The 19,093-nt window shown below is 69.7% G+C and carries 15 protein-coding genes; 3 read left to right on the plus strand and 12 right to left on the minus strand.

The features are described 5' to 3' along the window. Nucleotides 1-121: 121 nt before the first annotated feature. From HNR20_RS01390 to HNR20_RS01425, 8 genes are all read right to left on the minus strand, one after another. Entirely contained in the window at nt 122-2,254 is a 2,133-nt protein-coding gene (locus HNR20_RS01390; RefSeq protein ID WP_184175696.1) for an alpha-glucuronidase, read from the minus strand. Then, nucleotides 2,251-4,284, minus strand: a complete 2,034-nt coding sequence (locus HNR20_RS01395; protein ID WP_184175699.1) for a beta-galactosidase — start codon at nt 4,282-4,284, stop codon at nt 2,251-2,253. Before HNR20_RS01395 ends, HNR20_RS01390 begins: the two co-directional genes overlap by 4 nt. Then, complete coding sequence (locus tag HNR20_RS01400; protein ID WP_184175701.1) at nt 4,281-4,970, minus strand: DUF624 domain-containing protein; 690 nt, start codon at nt 4,968-4,970, stop codon at nt 4,281-4,283. The genes HNR20_RS01395 and HNR20_RS01400 overlap by 4 nt, the downstream gene beginning before the upstream one ends. Continuing rightward, on the minus strand, nt 4,967-6,508 hold the full coding sequence (locus HNR20_RS01405) for a GH39 family glycosyl hydrolase (protein ID WP_184175703.1): 1,542 nt from the start codon (nt 6,506-6,508) through the stop codon (nt 4,967-4,969). Before HNR20_RS01405 ends, HNR20_RS01400 begins: the two co-directional genes overlap by 4 nt. Before the next feature lie 118 nt (nt 6,509-6,626). Then, complete coding sequence (locus HNR20_RS01410; protein ID WP_184175705.1) at nt 6,627-8,264, minus strand: ABC transporter substrate-binding protein; 1,638 nt, start codon at nt 8,262-8,264, stop codon at nt 6,627-6,629. Between the two features lie 53 nt (nt 8,265-8,317). Next, complete coding sequence (locus HNR20_RS01415) at nt 8,318-9,226, minus strand: carbohydrate ABC transporter permease (protein WP_229687394.1); 909 nt, start codon at nt 9,224-9,226, stop codon at nt 8,318-8,320. After that, nucleotides 9,223-10,212 (minus strand): ABC transporter permease, encoded by a 990-nt coding sequence (locus tag HNR20_RS01420; RefSeq protein ID WP_184175710.1) that lies wholly within the window; start codon nt 10,210-10,212, stop codon nt 9,223-9,225. The genes HNR20_RS01415 and HNR20_RS01420 overlap by 4 nt, the downstream gene beginning before the upstream one ends. 10 nt (nt 10,213-10,222) lie before the next feature. Further along, complete coding sequence (locus tag HNR20_RS01425) at nt 10,223-12,598, minus strand: beta-xylosidase/alpha-l-arabinosidase (protein WP_184175712.1); 2,376 nt, start codon at nt 12,596-12,598, stop codon at nt 10,223-10,225. A gap of 320 nt (nt 12,599-12,918) precedes the next feature. Between HNR20_RS01425 and HNR20_RS01430 the strand changes: the two genes are divergently transcribed. Further along, complete coding sequence (locus tag HNR20_RS01430) at nt 12,919-13,956, plus strand: LacI family DNA-binding transcriptional regulator (protein ID WP_184175713.1); 1,038 nt, start codon at nt 12,919-12,921, stop codon at nt 13,954-13,956. 21 nt (nt 13,957-13,977) lie between these two features. Next, on the plus strand, nt 13,978-14,985 hold the full coding sequence (locus HNR20_RS01435) for an acetylxylan esterase (protein ID WP_184175715.1): 1,008 nt from the start codon (nt 13,978-13,980) through the stop codon (nt 14,983-14,985). A gap of 37 nt (nt 14,986-15,022) precedes the next feature. On the opposite strand, the gene HNR20_RS01440 is transcribed toward HNR20_RS01435, so the two are convergent. Continuing rightward, nucleotides 15,023-16,108 (minus strand): bifunctional NAD(P)H-dependent oxidoreductase/GNAT family N-acetyltransferase, encoded by a 1,086-nt coding sequence (locus HNR20_RS01440; protein WP_184175717.1) that lies wholly within the window; start codon nt 16,106-16,108, stop codon nt 15,023-15,025. Nucleotides 16,109-16,138: 30 nt separating this feature from the next. Here HNR20_RS01440 and HNR20_RS01445 point away from each other — a divergent pair, with 30 nt between their 5' ends. Continuing rightward, nucleotides 16,139-16,627, plus strand: coding sequence for a MarR family winged helix-turn-helix transcriptional regulator (locus HNR20_RS01445; protein ID WP_184175719.1), 489 nt, complete (start codon nt 16,139-16,141; stop codon nt 16,625-16,627). 14 nt (nt 16,628-16,641) lie between these two features. On the opposite strand, the gene HNR20_RS01450 is transcribed toward HNR20_RS01445, so the two are convergent. The 3 genes from HNR20_RS01450 to HNR20_RS01460 are packed head-to-tail and all read right to left on the minus strand — an operon-like array spanning nt 16,642 to nt 19,063. Next, nucleotides 16,642-17,376, minus strand: a complete 735-nt coding sequence (locus tag HNR20_RS01450; RefSeq protein WP_184175721.1) for a VOC family protein — start codon at nt 17,374-17,376, stop codon at nt 16,642-16,644. Nucleotides 17,377-17,432: 56 nt separating this feature from the next. Further along, nucleotides 17,433-17,897 (minus strand): MaoC family dehydratase, encoded by a 465-nt coding sequence (locus tag HNR20_RS01455; RefSeq protein WP_184175723.1) that lies wholly within the window; start codon nt 17,895-17,897, stop codon nt 17,433-17,435. A gap of 17 nt (nt 17,898-17,914) precedes the next feature. After that, nucleotides 17,915-19,063, minus strand: coding sequence for an acyl-CoA dehydrogenase family protein (locus HNR20_RS01460; protein ID WP_184175725.1), 1,149 nt, complete (start codon nt 19,061-19,063; stop codon nt 17,915-17,917). Nucleotides 19,064-19,093 lie beyond the last annotated feature (30 nt).

Below are 19,093 nucleotides of genomic sequence, written 5' to 3' on the forward strand. Positions count from 1 at the left end.
CGGAAACCTTTCAGCGCAACCGATTTGGTGCCCACCTGCACACCCGTGCACCTCGACAGACCGGGTCACCGAGGGGATCGCGTGCCTTTATCGGGACGTTCTCGAAACGTGCCGGCCTCGTTCAGTAGATGCGCCGCCCACGCTCGTCCGGCACCCCGGACTTCCGGAAAAAGTACGTGTTGACCTGGTCGCGCCACTCGGTGGCGGACCGCACCTGCTCGTCGAGACGTTCGGCCACCCGCTCGTACACGGCCGCGTCGATCATCCCGTTCAGGGTCTGCCAGCGCCGTCGCATCACCGCCACCTCCTCGACACCCGCGAAGTGGGTGTCGTAGATGTGCTGGATGACGGTCGAGCCGCTGTGCAGGACGTGCTCGTACGGGACGTGGTGGAAGAAGAGCAGCAACTCGTCGGGGCAACTCTCGGGCGACTCGTACACCTGGGCCCAGTACGGCGGGTACTGGGCGGCGAAACCGGTGCCCGACGCGCGGCTGCGGTCCACCCCCACACCGTCCCGGTCGGCGAAGTGGTAGGTGCCCCACCGGGTGTACTCGTACCCGTCGATGCCGGGGCCGTAGTGGTCGCCGGGATTAACCATGAAGCCGACGCCCAGCGGGGCGGTGTACCGCTCGTAGGTGCGCCACGAGTCGTCCATGATCTCGTGCAGCGTCCGTCCGACCAGCTCCGGGTCGGCGGTCGCCGACGGTGGGAAGGTCAGCGCGATCCATTCGTCGAGGACCGCCGTCGGGTCCAGCCGGGGGTCCCAGGCGAGCCGGCCGAACGTGTACAGGTTGGCCTGCGCCAACGGGTGCCCGGTCCAGAAGAGATCGTCACCGGTGTTGGCGACGGCGACAAGTCCGCCACCCGCCTCCCCCGTGGCCACATCGGCGATCGTCCGTCCACCCGGACCCCAGGGGCCGAAGCGCAGCAGCTCACTCCACCACGGGCCGAGGTGACAGACGTGCCGCTGCTGGCCCGTGTACTCCTGGGTGACCTGCAACTCCATCGCCAGCCGGGTCGCCGGCATGGCGGCGAGCACCGGGGAGACCGGCTCACGCGTCTGGAAGTCCACCGGACCGAACTTCACCTGCACGACCACGTTGGTGTGGAACCGCCCGTCGAGCGGGGCGAAGTGGTCGTACGCGGCGCGCGCCCGATCGGTGGACCGGTCCCGCCAGTCCTGGTGGTGGTTGTAGACGAACGCCCGCCAGTGCACCACTCCCCCGTGCGGGGCGAGGGCCTCCGCCAGCACGTTCGCCCCGTCGGCGTGGTCACGCCCATACGTGAACGGGCCGGGTTGCCCCTCCGAGTCGGCCTTCACCACGTAGCCGCCGAAGTCCGGGATGCGCTCGTACACGTTTCGGGTGGTGGTGGCCCACCAGGCCCGCACCGCCTCGTCCATCGGATCGGCGGTCGCCAGGCCGCCGAGGACCACCGGCGCGGCGAAGGTGACCGACAGGTGCACCCGGATGCCGTACGGGCGCAGCACGTCCGCGATCTCGGCGACGTCACCGAGCCGGTCGGTGAGCAGCAGCGCCTCCGTCCGGGCGACGTTGACGTTGTTCACCGAGATCGCGTTGACACCGCTCGCGGCCAACAGTCGCCCATAATCCCGGATCCGGGCAAGGTCGCCGCGCGGTCGGCCAGCACACCAGAAGATCGAGCCGCCCGCGTACCCCCGTTCCACCTGCCCCATCACCGGGTGCACGGCCACGTTGTCCCAGTGGTTCAGCATCCGCCGGTGCAGCGCCGGCCGGTGCCGCTCCGGCGGGCGGGCCGGGTCGTAGGCCGCGGCACAGAGCCGAACCACGTGGAACAGCCCGTACAGCAGGCCGGCGGGTGCGTCGGCCACCACCACGGTCACCTCGCCGGCCCGCGCCAGCAGGAACCCCTCGTCGCCGAGCGTCTCGCCGTCGCCGATCTCGACCAGCGCCGCCTCCCCCACGGCGCGCGCCGCCTCCACCGCCGGGTTGGGCAGCTCGCCGGCACCACGCAGGGCGAGCACCAGGTCGACGTCGACGTCCCAGGAGGGGGAATGCCACACCCGTCCGCCGTAGCGCGCGCAGGCACGCGAAACCTCGGCGAGGACGGTGTCGACGAGCAACCCGTGACCGTGGACGAGGATGCGGCGCGCGCCCAGCGCCCGAAACGCCTCCGGGGGCAACCAGGCCGCGTGTACGCGCGGCTCGTCGGACCTCTCCTGCTCCTCGACGAACACCAACTGCTCCAGGTCCGCCGACCCTTCGGTGTTCACGCGTCCGCCCGCAACACGACGACGCCGTACGCCGGCAGCCGCAGGGCAGCGCCGGTCGCTGTCCGGTCGCCGGTGAGCAGGTCGACGCCACTGGTCGGGGCGGCCACCTCGATCGGCTCGGCGCGGTGGTTGAGCAGGAACAGCAGCCGCGATCCGTCCGGCGCGACCCGGACGGCGGATTCCAGGTCCGGGACGTCCGGGTAGGGCCCGAGCACGTCGTGGCGGGCCAGCACCTGCCGAACCACCCAGGAGACCCCGGCCTGGTCCAGACCCGCGGCCACGTACCAGCCGTCGCCGGCACCGAAGGAGTTGCGGGTCACCGCCGGGGTGCCCGCGTAGAAGTCGGCCTGGTAGGTGCCGACCACCTCCGCGCCCTGCGGGATCACCACCTCGAACAGCAGCCGCGCCTCGACGTCGACCTGGTCGGCGCCGTCGCCGAGGCGGACCGGGTTGACCACCTCCGGACCGCGCGCGTCCCACTCGTCGACCCGGACCCCCATCAGTTGACCGAGAGGGCCGGGCACGTCCATCAGGAAGGCCTGGTCGTTCTCGTCCACCCGACCGGACAGGTACGTGGTCAGCACCGAACCGCCGCGCTCGGCGACCGCCTCCAGGCGTTGCGGCAGGTCACCCTTGAGCATGTGCAGGGCCGGCGCGACGACCACGTCGTAGCGGGACAGGTCCTGGGTCACCGCGACGACGTCCAGGTCCACGCCGGCGTCCCAGAGCGCCCGGTGGTACGCGAGCACGACCTGCTGATAGCGGACCAGCCGGGACGGGCCGTCGGAGATCTCCAACGCCCACCAACTGTCCCAGTCGAACAGCAGGGCCACCCGGGCCGGGGTCCGCGCGCCCAGCGACGCCGGGCCGAGGCGGTCCAGTTCGACGCCCAGCTCGGCGACCTCCCGGAACACCCGGGTGTCGGAGCGCCCGGCGTGGCCGATGACCGCGCCGTGGTATTTCTCGCTGGCGCCCCGGGCGGCACGCAGTTGGAAGAACAGCACCGCGTCGGCGCCGTGTGCCACCGCCTGCCAACTCCACAGCCGCATGAGGCCGGGCCTCTTCAGCGGGTTGACGTCCCGGCAGGCGGTGAAGCTCGGGGTCTGTTCCATCAACCAGAACGGCTGGCCGTCCTTGAGCCCGCGCATCAGGTCGTGGGTCAGCGCCATCCGGGCGGCCGACTCGTCGTCCGGCGGGTAGTTGTCCCAGGAGACGAAGTCCAGGTGGCTGGCCCAGCGGTGATAGTCGATCGGCCGGTACATGCCCATGAAGTTGGTCGTCACCGGTAGGACCGGGCTGGACTCCCGGATGGCGGCCTTCTCGTCGCGGAAGTTGGTCAGCATCGCGTCGGAGGAGAACCGCAGGTAGTCCAGGGTGATGCCCTGGAAGGCGGTGTGGTCGGGGCCGCGCCAGTGCTCGGTCAGCGCCGACGGCGGCTCGATCTCGTCCCAGTCGGTGAAGGTGTGCGACCAGAAGGTGGTGTACCAGGCCTCGTTCAGCTCGTCGAGGGTGCCGTAGCGGTTGCGCAGCCAGTCACGGAAGCCGTTCGCGCAGAGCGCGCAGTAGCAGGCGCCGCCGTACTCGTTGCCGACGTGCCACGCGACGACCGCCGGGCTGTCGGCGTAGCGGCGGGCGACCCGGCGGGCCAACTCGGTGGAGAGCCGGCGAAAGACCGGGGAACTGGGACAGGAGTTGTGCCGCTGACCGAACCGGTGCTTGCGGCCCTCGAAGTCGGTCCGGGTCACCTCCGGGTACGCCTTCGCCAACCACGCTGGGTGAGCGCCGGTGCCGGTCGCCAGGCAGATCCCGCGCCCCTCGGCGCCGGCGCGCTCGACGATCCGGTCCAGCAACGAGAAGTCGTACACGTCCTCGGCGGGCTGATTGAGCGCCCAGTCGAAGACGCCGATGGTGACCAGGTCGATCCGGGCGGTGTCGAAGAGACGGTAGTCCTGTTTCCACACGTCCTCGGGCCACTGTTCCGGGTTGTAGTCGCCCCCGAAGGGCACCTTGGCAGTGACGGGCAGGCTCATCCGGTGAACTCCTTCTCGATCAGGTGGATCATCGGGTCACCGATACGCAGGAACGCCAGGACCGCGACCGAAGCGAGCATCGCCAGCACCGCCTCGGAGAAGACCGCGGTGATCCCGGCCGCCGCGGCCAGCAGCAGGGCGTTGCCGACGGTGACACCGGGGGTACGCACGAGGAAGTGCGTGGCGAGCCGAAGCACGTCCCGGGTGCGGAAGTCGAACAGCGAGATGATCACCAGAGCGTTGGCCGCGCAGAGCGTCACCCCCACTCCGAGCAGGACCAGCGGCACCGTCCACCAGTCCGAGAGGCCGACCGCACCCAGGTAGGCGAGGTTCATGGCGAGCACGGTCAGCCACAGCAGTGTCGGCACCCAGACGCGCAACACGCCGGACAGGTTGGCCCGGTACCCGCGCCAGAACAGGGCGGCGGGCCGCAGTTCGGTCAGGTCGGGACGCTGGTGGCGCAGGGCGTACAGGGCCGCCGACATCGCGGGGCCGACCGGCACCAGGAAGAGCGCCACCAACGGCAGATTGCTGGGGTCGCGGCCCAGCAGCAGCAACGGGAGCAGGCCGGGCAGGGTGGTGAGCAGGAGCAGCAACTCGACCACGAGCAGGATGTAGACGCGGGAGGTGATCCGCGACAGTGGCCCGTCACCGAACTGTCGCCAGGCATGGGCGGCGCCGCTCATGATTGCTCCTTCCGGTCGGTCCCGGCCGGGAGGCCGAGCAGGCGGTCGGCGTTCCACCACGGCGGGGTCTCGTCCCGCACCGGGCTCAGCTCGAGAAGGGTGACCTCGTGCCGGCTGAGGATGAGGTCCACCTCGACCCGGCCGGCGGCGACCGGCAGGGCCCGGTGGGTCCGGGCGGGCTCGGCGGCCTCCCGCAGCGCGTCGAGCTGGCGGGCTCGAGGTGAGCGGGGGCGACCCATCTCGGCCCAGGCCGCCCATGCGTTGCCCGCCTCCTCGCTGACCGACGAACGGAGCAGGAACGCCGACGTCGTAGCGGGCGGGCCGAGCGGGATCGACAGGGCCAGCGGGTGCCGGTCCGGTGCCGGTGACAGCCCGGTGACGTCCACCGGTGCCCACGCCAGCACGGCGACCCGGCCGTCGGTGTGGCGGGTGACCAGGTGGTCGTCTCCACGCGCGAGCACCTCGTCGCCGAGGCGGGCCATGAAGGCGTACAGGTGATAGGTCGGTTTTTTGATCTGGCGGTGAGTGAGCAGGCCGAACCCGCCGTGGAACAACGAGGTGGGAATCCCCACCTCCTCGAACATGTCACTGAAGGTCCAGTACGAGAACGAGTCGACCAGGTCGCCGCCGGCAGCCAGCACGGGTGCGAGGTACGCGGCGTGGAACGGTGTGTCGTGGATCGGGTTGTCCGGGCGGTATGAGGAGTTGAACTCGGTGATGTGCACCGGCAGCTCCGCCAGCGCGGTGCCGGTCAGGTGCCGGCGCGGGGCGGCGAACTGGGTGAGCAGCTCCGCCGCCGGGGTGAGGGTCTGGTGGGTGCCGAACGGCACGTGCTGGGCTGGCCCCGAGGTGTACGCGTGCCGGCTGACGAAGTCGACCGGCACCCGTCGGTCGGTGACGAACTCGGCGAACGGCATCAGCCAGTCATCCGCCCCCGGGGAGATCGCGGGTCCACCGACCTGCAACGACGCGTCGACGTCCTTGATCGCGTGCGCGCTCACCTCGTACAGGTGGTGGTACGCGTCGCGGTCGGCGCCCGCCCAGAAGGCGACGAGGTTCGGCTCGTTCCACACCTCGATCGGCCAGCCGCGGACCTCGTCGAGGCCGTAGCGGTCGACCAGGTGGGCGACCGTGGCGCGGACCAGGTCCGCCCACTCGGTGAAGGACTTCGGTGGCGTGACGTTGCCCTGCCACCAGAACACCGTCTGGTCGCCGGAGGCGAGACCCGAGGGCATGAAGCCCAACTCGACGAACGGGCGGATGCCCAGTTCGAGGTACGCGTCGACGACCTGGTCGACGTAGGTGAACGAGTGGTGTACGCGACGCTCACCCGCGTGCTCGTACGGGCGGTGCACACCGACGCCGTCGCTGAGCAGCCCGTGACCCCGGATGTGTCGGAAGCCGATGTCGCGTTGGATGAGGGCCAGCGAGTCCTGGTAGTCGCGGCGCAGGGCCAGCTCGAAACGGCCGGTGCCGACGCACTGCCGCCAGGCGTCGGTGAGGCGGCAGATGGGCTGATCGGGAACGGTGTTGCGCATTGCTGTCCTCTGGTCGTCCTGCCGGAGGGCGGGCGGGTCGCGCGCGTCGCACCGGCCGGTGGTGGTCGCCGGGGAGTCGGTCGGGCCGCGGTGGACCGCCCGACCGACTCCCCGCTGATCAGCCGTTGTTCTTCTGGAACCGTTCGTACGCCTTGTTGACCATGTCGATGTACTGCTCGGAGTTCTTGGCCTTCAGCTCCGCCACGTAGGCGTCCCACTCGCTGAGGGGCCGTTGGCCGAGGGCGAACTTGAGCGTGTTCTGGGTGACGAAGTCCTTCAGCGGGGTCTCCCAGAGCGACGCCTGCTCGCGTTCCTCATCGGTCAACGGGTGCGGCGGGGCCACCAGCCTCGGCGTGCGGGCGTCCATCACCTTCTGGAACTCCAGCTCCTCCGGGGAGAAGAACCCGCGGACCAGGTCCGGGGTGCCGCCGTAGGCGAAGACGCCGTTGTAGAAGCCGAAGTCCTTCTGCAGGTGCTTGGAGCCCTTCGGGTTGAGCCCGAGGACGTCGACCTCGGCGGTGACCGAGCGCTTGCCGGACGCGTCCTTGGTGAAGGTGGTGCCCTCGACGCCCCAGCGGGAGAACTCCATGCCGGCGTCCGAATACCACAGCCAGTCGATGAACTGCATCATGGCCACGAAGTTCTTGCTCTCCCGCGCCTTCGTGGAGATCATGATGCCGTTCTCGAGCCGGGGGAAGGGGTTGATCTCACCGGCCGGGCCGATCGGCAGCGGGATCTTGGCCAGCTTCGCGTTCGGCAGGGTCTTGGCCAGGTCGGGCCGGTGGTTGTTGACCAGGGTCTGCGCGTTGCCGGTGACCACGAAGGACTTGCCGTTGGCAAGCTTCTGGCGGGCCTGGTCGTCGGTCTGGGTGAAGCTCTCCGGGTCGAGCAGGCCCTCGGCGACGAGCTTGTGCAGGTACGTGACCATCTGCTTGTACTGCTCGGACGAACCGGTGTAGTTGAACTTCTTCGCCGTCGGGTCCCAGGTGGCGTGCTGGTAGTCCCAGCCCGCCTGGGTGCCGTGGGACGCGCCGAGGATGTTCAGCAGGGCGCCGGTCGGGTTGGGCTTACTGAAGAGGTCGGAGTACGGGTAGACGTTCGGGTACTTCGCCTTCATCGCCTTGAGCACCGCGTACAGGTCGTCCCAGGTCTTCGGGACCGCGAGGTTGAGTTCCTGCATGATGTCGGTGCGTACCAACACCGTGTAGTCCTGTGTGGGCTTCTCGTGGACGCCGGGCAGCAGGTAGAACTTCCCGTCGGACTGCCGCAGGTTGTCGATCTCCGGCTTGAGGTTCCACTTGGCGATCTTGTCCTTGAGGTTGGGCATCAGATCCAGGTAGTCGCTCACCGGGAGGATCGCCCCGGAGGACACGAAGGCGTCCTCCTGCGGGTGGTACGTCTTCGGGATGATCAGCGGGGCGTCCCCGGCGCCGATCAGCAGGCTGCGCTTCTGCTCGTAGTCGCTCAGCGGCACGGCGACCGGTTCGATCTTGACATTGGTGCGCTTGGTGAGCTCGGACCAGAACAGCCAGTCTTCCTTGAGCGGGTAGAACGTGTGGTTGTTGTAGAGGGTGGAGAAGGAGAGCGCCTCGGTGGCCTTGAACTGGTCGCCGACGCCGTAGTTGGCCATCGCGCCGACCCGGTTCTCGGAAAGATCCGTCGACTCGCCGGGGTCCTCGGAACAGGCGGTGGTGAGGGTTAGCGCGAGCAGACCCGCGGTGGCTATCGCCACTCGGCGCCACGGCTTGTGGAGCATGGCTCGTCCTTTCGGTGGTGGGGCTCGGAGGTGGAGCGTTGCGGTGCCCGGCGTCATCCCTTGACGGCGCCGAGCATCACGCCGGAGACGAAGTACCGCTGGACGAAGGGGTAGACCGCCAGGATCGGCAGGGTGGTGAGCACGATCGTCACGGCCTGAAGGGTGGCGGCGGCCTGGACCTTGTCGGCGTCGGCGGCCGCCGACTCGGCGCTGGTGGCGCCCGCGATGAGGTTGCGCAGGTACACGGTGACCGGCAGCAGATCCTGCTGGTCCATGTAGAGGAACGCGGTGAACCACGAGTTCCAGAAGGAGACCGCGTAGAAGAGCACCATCGTTGCGATGATCGCCTTCGACAGCGGCAGCACGATCCGCAGCAGGATCCCGTACGTGTTCAGCCCGTCGACCGCCGCCGCCTCCTCCAACTCGGTCGGCAGGCTCTCGAAGAACGCCTTCATGACCAGCAGGTTGAACACACTGATGGCGTTGGGGATCACCACGGCCCAGATGGTGTTCTTCATCCCCAGGCTGGTGACCAGCACGTAGTTGGGGATCAGACCACCGGAGAAGAACATGGTGAACAGCGCGACGCCGACGAGAAAACCCCGCCCCTTGAGCTGCGGCTTCGACAACACGTACGCGTAACAGGTGGTCAGCACGATCGAGATGAGCGTGGCGACCACCGTGTACACCACAGTGTTGCGGTAGTTCGTCCAGAACATCGCGTCCGACATCAACAGCTTGTACGCGGTCAGGTCGAACCCGCGCGGGACGATGGTCACCTTCCCGGCGATGATGTACGCCTCTTCGCTGAGCGAGCGGGCCACGATGTTGAGGAACGGGAACAGCGTCACGATCACGACGCCGATCAGGACGATCGTGTTGACCACCCGGAAGATCCGGTAACCCCGGCTGTCCACCGGCCCACGCGTCTTCGGGGCTTCGCTCTTCGTACCGAGAGTCACCACAGGCTCGTCCCCACCGTGCGCCGGGAGATGAGGTTCGCCGTCAGGACCAGGATCAACCCGATCACCGCCTCGAAGAGGCCGATGGCGGCGGCGTAGCTGAAGTTGCTGGACTGGAAGCCCATCCGGAACAGGTAGGTGGAGATCACGTCCGCCGTCGGATATGTCAGCGGGTTGTAGAGCAGCAGGATCTTCTCGAACCCGACCGCCATGAAGCTGCCGATGTTGAGGATCAGCAGCGTCATCATCGTCGGCCGGATGCCGGGCAACGTCACGTGCCAGGTCTGCCGCAGCCGGCTGGCGCCGTCGATCCGGGCCGCCTCGTACAGGTCCTGGTCGATCGTGGTGAGGGCGGCGAGGTAGAGAATCGTGCCCCAGCCGACGGTCTGCCAGACCTCGGATGAGACGTAGATGGTGCGGAACCAGCCCGGTTGTTGCAGGAACGCCACGGGGTCGCCGCCGAACAACTGGACCAGCTGGTTGGCGGCGCCGCCGATCGAGGTCAGTTGCATGACCATCGCGGCCACGATGACGATCGACAGGAAGTGCGGCAGGTAGGACACCGACTGCACGAACCGCTTGAATCGTCGGGCGCGTACCTCGTTGAGCAGCAGCGCCAGCACGATCGGCAACGGGAAGCAGAACAGCAGGGTCAGCGTCCCGAGCACCAGCGTGTTGGTGAAGACCTCCCAGAACGTCGGGTCGTTGAAGAACATCCGGAAGTAGCGCAGGCCGACCCAGTACTCACCGAAGATGCTGCCGCCCGGCTTGAACCGGCGGAACGCGATGATGTTGCCGATCATCGGCAGGTACCGGAAGATCAGGAAGAACAGCAGCGGCACGATGGCGAGCGAGTAGAGCTGCCAGTCCCGGCGCAGCGCCTGCCGCCAGCTCCGGCGGCGTCGCGGTGACCGCGGGGCGGGGCGGGCGGCCTCCGCCGGAGCACGGGGTGGCGCCGGCGGTGGTGGCCGTAACGTCGATGTCATCCTCGGCCTCCTAGGCAGGATGCGGGACGGCCACGAGGGGCTCGACCCGCACCGACGTGAGCAGTTCCCGCTGGTGGCCGACCTGGCGCTCGACGCCGGTCAGCCGCAGCGGCAGGGTCGCCACCGCCTCGCCGCTCGACCGGCCGAACCGCAGCTCGACCGCGCCGGGCTCGACGACCCGGTGGCCGGTCAGACCGCTGAACGACGCCAGGTCGGCTGGCACACCGAACGTCACGTGCGCCACCTCGCCGGGTTCCAGCGGCAGTCGGGTGTAGCCGACCAGCCGGACCACCGGGCGGGTGGTCTGCGCGACCGGGTCGTGCAGGTAGAGCTGCACCACCTCGGTGCCGGCCCGGTCACCGGTGTTGGCGACGGTGATCCGCACCGAAACCTCGCCGTCGACCGGCCAGGCGGTCGGGTCATCCTGCGACCCGTCCGCCGGCTCGACGACGGTGGCGTCGGACCACTCGAAGGTGGTGTAGGTGAGCCCGTGGCCGAACGGGTACGCCGGGGTGGGGTCGATCGAGGACACGTTGTTGCGGTGGCCGAGTGGCGGCGAGAGGTAGGTGCTCGGCATTCCGCCGGCGTCGCGGGGAACGCTCACCGGCAGGCGTCCGGACGGGTTCACCACGCCGGTGAGCACCTCGGCGAGCGCCTGCCCGCCCAGTTGGCCGAGGAAGAACGCCTGCACCACGGCTGCCGCGGTGTCGAACTCCGGACCGAGCGCGTAGGGGCGACCGGTCATCAGTACCAGGACGACCGGGGTGCCGGTGGCGAGGACGGCTCGGACGAGCTCGGCCTGCACGCCGGGCAACTGGAGGTCGGCGGCGTCGCAGCCCTCGCCCGAGGTGCCCCGGCCGAACATTCCCGCCCGATCGCCGACGGCGAGCACGCACACGTCCGCGGCTGCCGCCGCGGCGACCGCGGCCGGGATGCCGGAGGTGTCCTCGCCGGTGATGGCGCAGCCCGGCTCGTGGCTGAGCAGCGGAACGCGTCGGGCCAGCTCGTCGCGCAGCGAGGGGATGTCCAGGCCGAGCCCGAACTCGCTGTGGTTGATACCCACGTGGTTGGGGAAGGAGTAACAGCCGAGCATGGCCATCGGGTCGTCAGCAGCCGGGCCGACCAGGGCGACCCGGCCGCCGGTGGGCAACGGGAGGACGCCGGTGTTGTGCAGCAGGACGACGGATTCCCGGGCCAGGCGTACGGCCACGTCCTGACTCTTCTCGTCGTCGAATCGCAGGGACGCCACGTCGTCGGGCAGCTCCTGCCAGTCCTCGTCGAGCAGACCGACCTCGATCTTCTGGATCAGCACCCGCCGCAGCGCCCGGTCGATCAACGCCTCGTCGACGTCGCCGCTGCGTACCGCCTCCACCAGCGGGGTGCCGAAGGTGTCCACCGTGGGTAGTTCGACGTCGATCCCGGCGCGCAGCGCGAGCCGGGCGGCGTCGGCGGAGCGTTCGGCCACACCGTGCAGGGTCTGCAGGAAACGGACGGCGAAGTAGTCGGAGACCACCGTGCCGGCGAAGCCCCACTCGTCGCGGAGGAGACCGGTCAGCAGCTCCTCGTCGGCGGCGACGGGCAGGCCGTCGATCTCGGCGTAGGAGTTCATCACCGAGCGGGCGCCGCCCAACCGAAGGGCCATCTCGAAGGGCGGCAGGATCACGTCGGTCAGCTCCCGACGGCCCATCGGCACCGGGGCGTGGTTGCGCCCGCCGCGGGAGGCGGAGTAGCCGGCGAAGTGCTTCAGGGTGGCGACCACGCCGGCGCCCTCCAGACCCCGCACGTACGCGGCGCCGGTGGTCCCCACCAGGTAGGGGTCCTCGCCGATCGTCTCCTCGGTGCGACCCCAGCGGTAGTCGCGGGTGACGTCGAGGACCGGTGCGAGCCCCTGATGCACACCCGCCGCACGCATCGAACGCCCGATCCGGTCGGCCATCGCCTCGACCAGTTCCGGGTCGAAGGACGCGCCCCAGCTGAGCGGGGTCGGGTAGACGGTGGCCCGCCACGCCGCGAACCCGGTGAGGCATTCCTCGTGCACCTGGGCCGGGATGCCGAACCGGCTGCTGGCGACGATCTGCGCCTGGGAGGCGGCGAGTGACCGGGCGCCGACCACCGGGTCGACCGGCGCGGTGCCGAACGGGCGGGTGAGCTGGCCCAACCCGTACCGGATGACGCTGCTCCACTCAAGCGGCTCGCTGATCATGTCGGACTGGTGGGGGGCGACGCCTTCGCCGGACGCCTCGGCGCCGACCCAGACTCCGACGAGCTGGGCGATCTTCTCCTCCAGCGACATCAACGGCAGGAGCGCCTCGGCCCGATCGGTCGGCGACAGCCGCGGATCGCGCCACGGTGCGGCGCCGTTACCCACAGGCGACTGACTTCTCATGCCATGACCCCTTTAGCTCCGGCCACATCCCCGTGCCTCGTGGAACCAGTTCCGTGGCGGACGTTTTCACGATCCGAAACTTTCCGGAAACCTGCGTAACCTTTTCGGCAACCTAAGGTCCGTATCGATGTGTGTCAAGAGTCTCATCTGGACCATGGGTGACCGTTGCCTGCGCACGGTGACTTCGACATCGGCGCTCGGTTGCGCGAGTGCCCTGAAACGCCCGGCGAACGGGGCAGGGCGGCTGCCGCACCGACTGGCGGGAACGGTCAATCGTGTTAGGGTCTCCCGAAACTTTCGGATGCTGCATGAGGGCCGTGATGACAGAGCACCGCTCGCTCGACCCACCCGCCTCCACCACGATCGCGACCATCGCCAACGACGTCGGCGTCTCGGTCGCGACGGTGTCCAAGGTCCTCAACGGACGTGGTGATGTCGCCCCCGGCACCCGGGCACGCGTGGAGGCGAGCCTCGACCGCCACCGGTACCAGCGCCGCACCCGGCGGTCCGCGACCAGCGGAGGTCGGATCGATCTCGTGTTTCACGAGTTCGACACCGGGTGGGCCATGGAGATCCTGCGCGGTGTCGAGGCGGTGACCACCGCGGCCGGCGTCGGGCTGTCGGTCGCTCAACTCGACGGCGCGCACCGCCCGCCGGCACGATGGCTGGACGCGATACTCGCCGACCGCCCGCTGGGCGTGGTGTTCGTCCTCTCCCACCTGGCCGAGGCCCAGCAACAGCACCTGCGACGCCAGGGCATACCGTTCGTCGTCGTCGACACCGACAGCGCGACCTCGGCCTCCGTGCCCACCGTCGGCTCCAACAACTGGAACGGCGGCCTGCTCGCCGCCCGGCACCTCCTGGAGCTGGGGCACCGGCGGATCGCCATCATCTCCGGACCACTCGACATGCTCTGCAGCCGCGCCCGGGCCGCTGGCTTCCAGTCGGCCCACGACGAAGCCGGGATCGCGGTCGACCGCGAGCTGATCCGCTACGGCAGTTTCTCCGCCGGCGCCGGGCACGCCCACGGGCTGGAGCTGCTACGCCGGCCATCCCGACCCACGGCGATCTTCGCCGGCTCCGACATCCAGGCCATGGGGGTGCTCCGGGCCGCTCGCCAGTGCGGCCTACGAGTGCCCGAGGACCTTTCGGTGATCGGGTACGACAACCTGCCGGTTTCCGCCTGGACCGACCCTGCGCTCACCACGATCAATCAGCCGTTGCGCGACATGGCTGGCATCGCCACCCAGATGCTGCTCGACCTGGCCAGGGGCAACGAGCCAGCGACCAGCCGGATCGACCTGGTGACCGAGCTGGTCGTCCGGGAGAGCACCGCACCGCCCGCCAACCCGCACTGACTTCAGCCCCTGCGAGGACCCGTGCCCCATTACGCAAGCACCCTCGACGAACTCCAGCGGTACGCGCCCGAGATCGTCGAGCCCGACGACTTCGACCAGTTCTGGCGCGACACCCTCGCCGAGACGGTCGCCCGACCGGTGCTCGTCGACGTCCGTCCGGAGTCCACCGACCTGCGGCTGCTCGACTCCTGGGACGTCACCTTCGCGGGCTTCGGCGGCGACCCCGTACGGGCCTGGTACACCCGCCCGGCCGGTGTTGCAGACCCGCTGCCCACCGTGGTCGAGTACGCCGGCTACGGCCGCGGTCGCGGCCTGCCACACGAGCGGCTGACCTGGCCGGTCGCCGGTTACGCCCACCTGCTCATGGACAACCGGGGCCAGGCCGGGCAGTACGGCGCCGGTGACACCGCCGACCCGCACGGCGCGCCCGGCGGGCCCTCGCCGGTCACCTGGGGGATCCTCGACCCGCGTGACTACCACTACCGCCGCCTGATCACCGACGCGGTCCGGGCGGTCGAGGCCGTCCGCGCCCTACCGGGAGTCGACGGTGACCGGGTCACCGTGGTCGGCAACAGCCAGGGCGGTGGCATCGCCCTGGCTGTGGCCGGCCTCGTCGACGACCTCAGCGCGGTGCTCACCACCGCTCCGTTCCTCTGCGACATGCAACGGGCCGTCGCACTCAGCGAACCCGCGCCGTACGGCGAGATCGCCCGCTACCTGGCCGTACACCGGGAGGCCGAGGACGCGGTGTGGCGCACCCTGTCCTATGTCGACGGGGTGAGCTTCGCGCGCCGCGCGACGGCACCGGCGCATTTCGGGATCGGGCTGCGCGACACCGTCTGCCCGCCGCGGACCGGCTTCGCCGCCTACAACCAGTACGGCGCGGCGGCCCAGCTACCGGTGCCGCCGGCGCGCGAGATGCACGTCTACCCGTTCAACGGTCACGAAGGCGGCGAGGCCGTGCACGTCCGGCGTCAGCTGCGTTGGCTCGACTCGGTGCTCCACCCGGCGCACGCATTCGCGCACTGACACCGCCGCGCGAATTCGGGTCGAACGCCACGGGCCATCACAAGACCACCACCCCACCCACCACCATCTCCTTGCTGAGGCTGGTGGTTCCGTCCGGGCGGGCAAGCGGTTCCGACTGGTACCCCTCGCTGTGGTAGAGGTCGATGTTCCGCAGGCTCTTCGCGCCGGTGAACAGCAGGATGCGGCGGCAATCCCCTCCGGCACCTGCTTCGGCAGTGCGTAGCAGCCACCGGCCGAGCCCGTGCCCCCGCAGGTCGGGCACGACGGCGAGCCGACCGATGTGCCAGTCGGTGCCGACGCGACGCGCCCGCACCATGCCCAGCAGCCGGCCGTCCAACCAGATCCCCGTGGTGTCCCAGGTTTCCAGCCAGTCGCGCACCTCCTCCAGCGACTCGTGCAGAGCCGGTATGGCCAGGGTGTCGTTGACGACGGCCTCGTCCACCCAGCAGCACCGCTGCAGCACCGTGACCTCGGGCGCGTCGTCGGGAGTCAGCCGTCTCGCGTAGGACCCCGGCAACGGTCCAGACAGCGCCCCGGCTCGTCCGCGTTCGCGCAGTGGCCGGAGGGCGTGGGCGACCCGGACCAGTTCGTCCAGCAGCCCGACACCCGCGGAGTCGCGGGCCGCGTCGGGGAGCAGTTGTCCACTCCGCACCGCGTCGCCGATGCGAATCGCGACGGTGGCGCCCAGCGGGACCAGGCGGAGGGTCGTCACCACCTGCTTGGCATGTTGAACCGACCGGGTGCCCGCCGACGTGTTGCCGTAGCTGACGAAGCCGATCGGCTTCCATGCCCATTCGCGGCTGAGGTAGTCCAGCGCGTTCTTGAGCGTCGCTGGCATCCCGTAGTTGTATTCCGGTGTGACCACGATGAAGCCGTCCGCCGCGTCGACGATCGCGCTCCACCGGCGTGTGTGCTCCTGCTGGTAGAGACCCGACGACGGATGCTCCTCCTCGTCGAGGAACGGCAGGTTCAGATCGCCGAGGGCCACCGGCACGAGCTCGACGCCGAGCACCGCGGCACGGGAGGCGACCGTTTCGGTCAGCCACTGTGCCACTACGGGGCCGAGGGCACCGGGGCGGGTGCTGCACATCAGCACGAGGACACGCGTCAGTTTCGTTGACATGGAAACGAGCGTAGGTGCTAAGTTGATTACATGTCAACTACATCGCCGGTCGGGGCCGTACCCTGGTTGAACCCGGACGAGGAACGCGCGTGGCGGGCCTTCCTGCGCGTGATGGTCTCCGTCCAGACCGGCACGGCGCGCGACCTGGCCGCGATCGGGCTCTCGGAGCCCGACTACGAGGTGCTGAGCACCCTGTCGGAGCGGGCCGGTCACACCAGCAGCCTCGGCGAACAGGCCGACAAGATGGGCTGGTCACGCAGCCGGCTGTCCCGGCACGCCACCCGGATGGAGTCGCGCGGTCTCCTGCGGCGCACACCTGACCCGGCCGACGGCAGAGGTTGCTTCCTCGTACTCACCGCGCAAGGCCTGGAGGCACTCGAGGACGCGGCACCGGCCCACGTTCAGTCGGTACGACGCCACTTCATCGACCGTCTCACCCCAACCGACCTCACCGCCATCGAACAGATCGCCCGGAGGTTGGAAGAACCCCAGGTCGGCGACGATCGGCCACCCACCTGAGCGGGTGACGAGGGTCAGCTTGGGGCGAGGAGGCAGAACTCGTTGCCTTCCGGGTCGGCGAGGACCGTCCACGAGATGCTTCCGCCCAGGTCGATGGCGGTGGCGCCGAGAGTCCGCAGTCTGGCCGCCTCGGCCTCCGGGTCGTCACCCGGGTATGGACGGACGTCGAGATGGACGCGGTTCCAGACGGTCTTCACGTCGGAGGTGCGGATGAACTCCAGATATGGGCCGACACCCTTCGCCGAGCGCAGCACCGCCCGGTGGTCGGTCACCTCGTGCAGGGTCCAGTCCGTGGCCTCGCCCCAGAAGCGGGCCATGACTCGCGGATCCGCGCAGTCGACCACGACCGCGGCGATCGGCCCGGTGTCCCGGTAGAGCGGTCGGGGCTCCAGCACGCAGAACTCGTTGCCCTCCGGGTCGGCCAGGACCGTCCACGGCACGTCACCCTGGCCTACGTCGGCGGGTGTCGCGCCGAGCTCCTTCAGGCGCGTGACCACCTCCGCCTGATGGGCCGCCGAGGTGGTGGCGAGGTCGACGTGCACCCGGTTCTTGACCGTCTTGGGTTCCGGGGAGACGACGAGGTCGATGCAGACGGCGACGGGGTCGGGGTAGACGAAGCCCTCAGGTTCGAGGTTGGTCACGCCGGGTCCCTCGCTGGAGAGTTCCCAACCGAGCACCTCCGCCCAGAAAGCGCCCAGCGCGGAGTCGTCCCGAGCCTTCATGTTGATCTGAACAAGCCGCGTCGCCATGGCGACGATGTTAGCGGTATGAGGCACCTCAAGATCGGCCCGATTTCACCGACGCGTCAACGACCTTCGGCGCCGTAGAGCCGGCTGACGGTCTCGGCTACGCAGACGGGCTTGCCGCCACTGTCGCTCTCGACGGAGACCGTCGCGACCAACTGCACGCCGCCGATCACCGGGGACACCTCGGCGATGGTGGCGGTGGCCCGTACGGAGGCGCCGACCCGCACCGGGGCAGGGAAGCGCACCCGGTTCAGCCCGTAGTTGACCCCCATCGCCACCCCCTCGACCCGGTAGAGCCCGCCGGCCAGCGCCGGCAGCAGCGACAGCGTCAGGTACCCGTGGGCGATCGTCCCGCCGAACGGGCCGGCTGCGGCCCGGACCGGGTCGAGATGGATCCACTGGTGGTCGTCGGTGGCGTCGGCGAACAGATCGACACGACCCTGCTCGATACGCTGCCACGGACCGGGCCCGAGGGTTTCGCCGACCGCGCTCGTCAGGTCCTCGAACGAGCTGAAGACTCGCATGCCAGGTCTCCTTGGGGCTAGAAGGCGTTGACGCCGGTGAGCGCGCGTCCGATGAGGAGTTGCTGGATCTGGCTGGTGCCCTCGTAGAGGGTGGCGACCCGGGCGTCCCGCAGGTACTTGCCGACCGGGTATTCGTCGATGTAGCCGTACCCACCGAAGACCTGGACCGCGTTGTTGGCCGCGCGGACGGCCGCCTCGCTGGCGAAGAGCTTGGCCATCGACGCCTCGGTCGCGAATGGCTGGTCGCGGTCGATCAGGTCGGCCACCTGCCAGACCAGCAACCGGGCGGCGGCGGTGTCCACCGCGATGGCGGCGAGCAGTTGTTGGACGAGCTGGTGCCCGGCGATCGGCTTGCCGAACTGGATCCGCTGCCCGGCGTAGCCGACCGCGGCGTCGAGGCAGCCCTGGGCGATGCCGACACAGCCGGCGGCCACCGACATCCGACCCTTGGCGAGGGTCGCCAGGGCCAGCCGGAACCCGCTGCCCTCGTCGCCGAGGCGGGCGGTGTCGGGCACGCGTACCTCGTCGAAGCGCAGCTCGCCGGTTGCCTGGCCGCGAAGGCCCAGCTTGCCGTGGATCTCCCGTCGGGTCAGGCCTGGGCTGGCGGTGGGCACCAGGAACGCGGTGATGCCCCGGTGCCCTGGGCCGCCGGTGCGGGCGAAGACCAGTGCGACGTCGGCGGTGGTGCCGTTGGTGATGAACGTCTTCGTGCCGGTGAGCAGCCAGTCGGCGCCGTCACGGATCGCGCGGGTCCGCAGCGCGGCCGCGTCGGAGCCGCTGTCCGGCTCGGTCAGCGCGAAACAGCCGAGTGCGGTGCCGGCGCAGAGTCGGGGCAGCCACTCGGCTCGCTGTGCGGCCGTCCCGTGGGCGGCGATCGACTTCGCGACCAGGCCGAGTGAGACCGAGACGATGCCGCGCACCGCCGAGTCGCCCCGGCCGAGCTCTTCCAGTACCAGGCAGTACGCGAGATGGTCGCCGCCGGAACCGCCGTCGGCCTCGGCGATGGTCAGCCCCAGGAAGCCCAGGTCGCCAAGCATGGCGACGATGGCCGGGTCGACCGACTCGCGCCGGTCCCAGGCGGCGGCGTGCGGCGCCAGCTCGCGGTCGGCGAACTCCGCGGCCAACTGGCGGACCGCGGCCTGCTCGGCGGAGAGGGTCAGCTCCATGGCCTTTAAACTAGCGGTGATAGTTTATGC

The sequence above is a fragment of the Micromonospora parathelypteridis genome (assembly GCF_014201145.1).
GTDB classification, from domain to species: Bacteria; Actinomycetota; Actinomycetes; order Mycobacteriales; family Micromonosporaceae; genus Micromonospora; species Micromonospora parathelypteridis.